The sequence below is a fragment of the Candidatus Contendobacter odensis Run_B_J11 genome (assembly GCF_000531125.1).
Lineage (GTDB): Bacteria > Pseudomonadota > Gammaproteobacteria > Competibacterales > Competibacteraceae > Contendibacter > Contendibacter odensensis.
Genome location: NZ_CBTK010000141.1, coordinates 1 through 2,774, shown reverse-complemented (window position 1 = coordinate 2,774; position 2,774 = coordinate 1). Strand labels below are relative to the sequence as shown.

The following is a 2,774-nucleotide window of genomic DNA, read 5'->3' as shown; positions in this document are numbered from 1 at the left end:
ACCCTCACAGGAAAACCCATGCGCTACTTGAAGTCAACTCAGATCGGGTGAAGTACTAGGGTATCCACTGCACCCGGAGTTGATGGCGACCCTGACTGAAAAAACCGCGACCTTGCCCACGTTTCAGCGGGTGCGCGGAATGTTGCGGCTGCTGGCAAAAATGATCAGCAGCGTGTGGGCGCAACGGCCTGCAGCGACCTATGCCCTGCACTCGCACCATCTCGACTTGGGCTACGGACCGCTGTACAACGAAGTGCTGACCCGCTGGCAACAAAGCGACTACGCGCCCGCCGTCAAAGCGGATGTGGCCGGGACGGATCACACCGCACTGGCGCAGGAATTGGACGCGCAGTTTTACGCCGGGCTACCGCCGTATACCACCTATGTGGCCCGCACCCTCTTTTTGCATTCGCTGGCTTATAACGACGATCTGAAAGGGTTGAGCCGCGAGCACTTGCGCTATGCCTGCCTAGCCCCTGAACTCAAGATAGAGTTTTTAGATCAGGCGCGGGACAAGTTTTTAACGGAATCGGGCTACTTGGATGACCGCCCAGGTCCGCTACTCCGGTTCCAAATCGCGCCAAATTTGACCAACTTACTGCGGCGAGAAGCCCAGAAAGTGGATCCCGGTGAAGTGCGGGCGCAGTTGAACGACCGCATCCGTGACTTATTCAAGGGCAAAACTTTCAATGCAGTGCCGTTTGCCAGTGATGGTTACGATGTGCCCGACGACGATGGCAACGGTAAACCGTACTTGGTAATCATTGGCTATGACGCGGCAGAGGTGGCAGAGGTGGCAGTGACGGTGCCCCCGTTGGTGGAAAAGCTCTTCACCCTCAAGAGCGGCGGTGGGGAATGGCGCAAGAAGAAAAACCATGTGGTGTTTTTGCTAGTAGACGCGGCGCGTAAGGAGACCATACACCAACAGATGATCCGTCATTTGGCGCTCAAGACCTTGCAACACCATGAAGGATTAGCAACGCATCAGCAGGCAACGGTTCAGGAATTATATGAACGCTCCAAGAGTGAAGCCGTCAGCGCGATTCAGCAGGCGTATCGGCATGTCCTGTACCCGGCCAAGTATGGTGTGGAAGGGACAACGGTTGAGTTAGCCCACAGTGCGATTGACTTACCGAGCGCCGCAGCACAACCGGGCGATGGTGAAAAACAGGTGGTGCGCCAGTTACAGGCAGTGAAAAAGTTGCGGATAGCCGGTGACGAACCGGATTCGCCGACTTACATCCGCGACCGCACCCCGTTGAAGAAGGGCAAAATCACGACGGCGGAATTACGCGAAGAGTTTCGCCGCGATGTGGCGTTGCCGATGCTGGTGGGCGATGAGGTGTTTGTGCGGGGCTTGCGTCGGGGAATTGAGCAGGGCGAATACGTTTATCAACGCGGCCAACTCTGGTGGGGCAAGGACGACCCGCCCGCAGAAATCAAAATTGATGAACAATCCTGGATTTTTACCACCGCCTATGCACGGGAGCATGACCTTTATCCACGCAGCCCTTTCAAGGTGTAAAAATACAACATTGAAAATCAATAAGTTGAATTTAACCTCGAACTCTCTTCTTAGCCAAACCCGATGTTAGGCCGAGTCGGGTAACAGAGAATCAGACGGTTACGTCAACCATCAACTGAGCACCTTGAAAGGGCTGCCTTTATCCACGTCCAGCCAAAAAGCCTGATGCAACCGGGCGGGGTGGCAACGGCAATGGTGAGGGTGGTGGCCATCGTGGTGATTACGGCGGCGGTGACAGTAATAATAGGGGTGGGAACACCGGCCCAGAAGTTCGAGACCCACCGCCGCCGCCCCAAGTGAAAACCGAAGGGTTGCTCAAGGAAGCCTTGTTGCGGCTATGGGAGCAAGCCCGAACCCGCAAGTGGACACGATTAACCCAGGTGCAACTGGCGGTGTTCGAGTTGGAAGGGGGATTGAAACTGTTTGGATTAGTGAACGCCACGCCCGGCGCGACGGTGCAGGTAAAGTTGGACGGGGGCTATGAGACCGCCGAGGGCAGTACCGTGCAAGTCACGTTCGAGGGTATGGCCAAAGATTTCAAAGTGGTCCGGGAATTTTTAGAACCGCAACGCAAGGCAGCAAAAAGCGCTTGCGGGCAAATACGCTTGACGGTGACGTTTCATCAGGGTTTGGCGCTGGCCGGTGATGAACCCGAAAAGTTTGGCGAAAAGTTAGCAAAGCTGGGGGCGGGCACGATTCAAATTCAGGCTACCGCCGAAGGTGGCGCATGAGTTCGGGCGAGCCGTGCTATCAACTCCGGGCCTGGATACAGAGCTTGGACGAGGGATCACTGGTGGTATGGCAATTACCGACCCCGGCCACGCCGCATGTGATGGCGCCGCTCCACTTGGCCGGATTGCGCGGGCGCAACTTGGCACTGATTCAGCCTCGATTGTTACGACCGCTGGCGCGGTTGCAGATTGCAGTAAGTCCGTTGCTTCGCCAGGTCGAGCAAACCTTTCCGCTCCCCGAAGAATGGGCGTTGCGGCTGGCGTTGCTGTTTCGGACGCTGGCTCCCATGCGCAACCGCGATAACATGACCACCTGCGCCGAAGCGGTATTAGCGATGCCGCAGGAAGAAGCGGCCTACTGGTTGGGCATGGCGCTGCATCGCAAGAATCCGCGCCGGGTGTTGATGGCGTTACGCTGTTTGCTGATTCAGCCCACTTGATTTTTGATGCGGATAAATCCCGATGAACACTATCCTGGCGGACTTGACGGTAAGTATTGCCGAATTGCAAAACGATTT

3 protein-coding genes are annotated in these 2,774 nt (G+C 56.2%); all 3 read left to right on the top strand.

Annotated elements, in window-relative coordinates; genetic code table 11:
• Window positions 1-82: 82 nt before the first annotated feature.
• The 3 genes from BN874_RS10490 to BN874_RS10480 all read left to right on the top strand — a co-directional run bounded on the left by BN874_RS10490 (window position 83) and on the right by BN874_RS10480 (window position 2,696).
• Entirely contained in the window at window positions 83-1,525 is a 1,443-nt protein-coding gene (locus BN874_RS10490) for a hypothetical protein (protein WP_051497699.1), read from the top strand.
• 296 nt (window positions 1,526-1,821) lie between these two features.
• The gene (locus BN874_RS10485; protein ID WP_034432949.1) at window positions 1,822-2,256 is read left to right on the top strand and encodes a hypothetical protein; all 435 of its coding nucleotides are present in this window, start codon (window positions 1,822-1,824) and stop codon (window positions 2,254-2,256) included.
• Window positions 2,253-2,696 (top strand): DUF7680 family protein, encoded by a 444-nt coding sequence (locus BN874_RS10480; protein WP_034432947.1) that lies wholly within the window; start codon window positions 2,253-2,255, stop codon window positions 2,694-2,696. Before BN874_RS10485 ends, BN874_RS10480 begins: the two co-directional genes overlap by 4 nt.
• Window positions 2,697-2,774 lie beyond the last annotated feature (78 nt).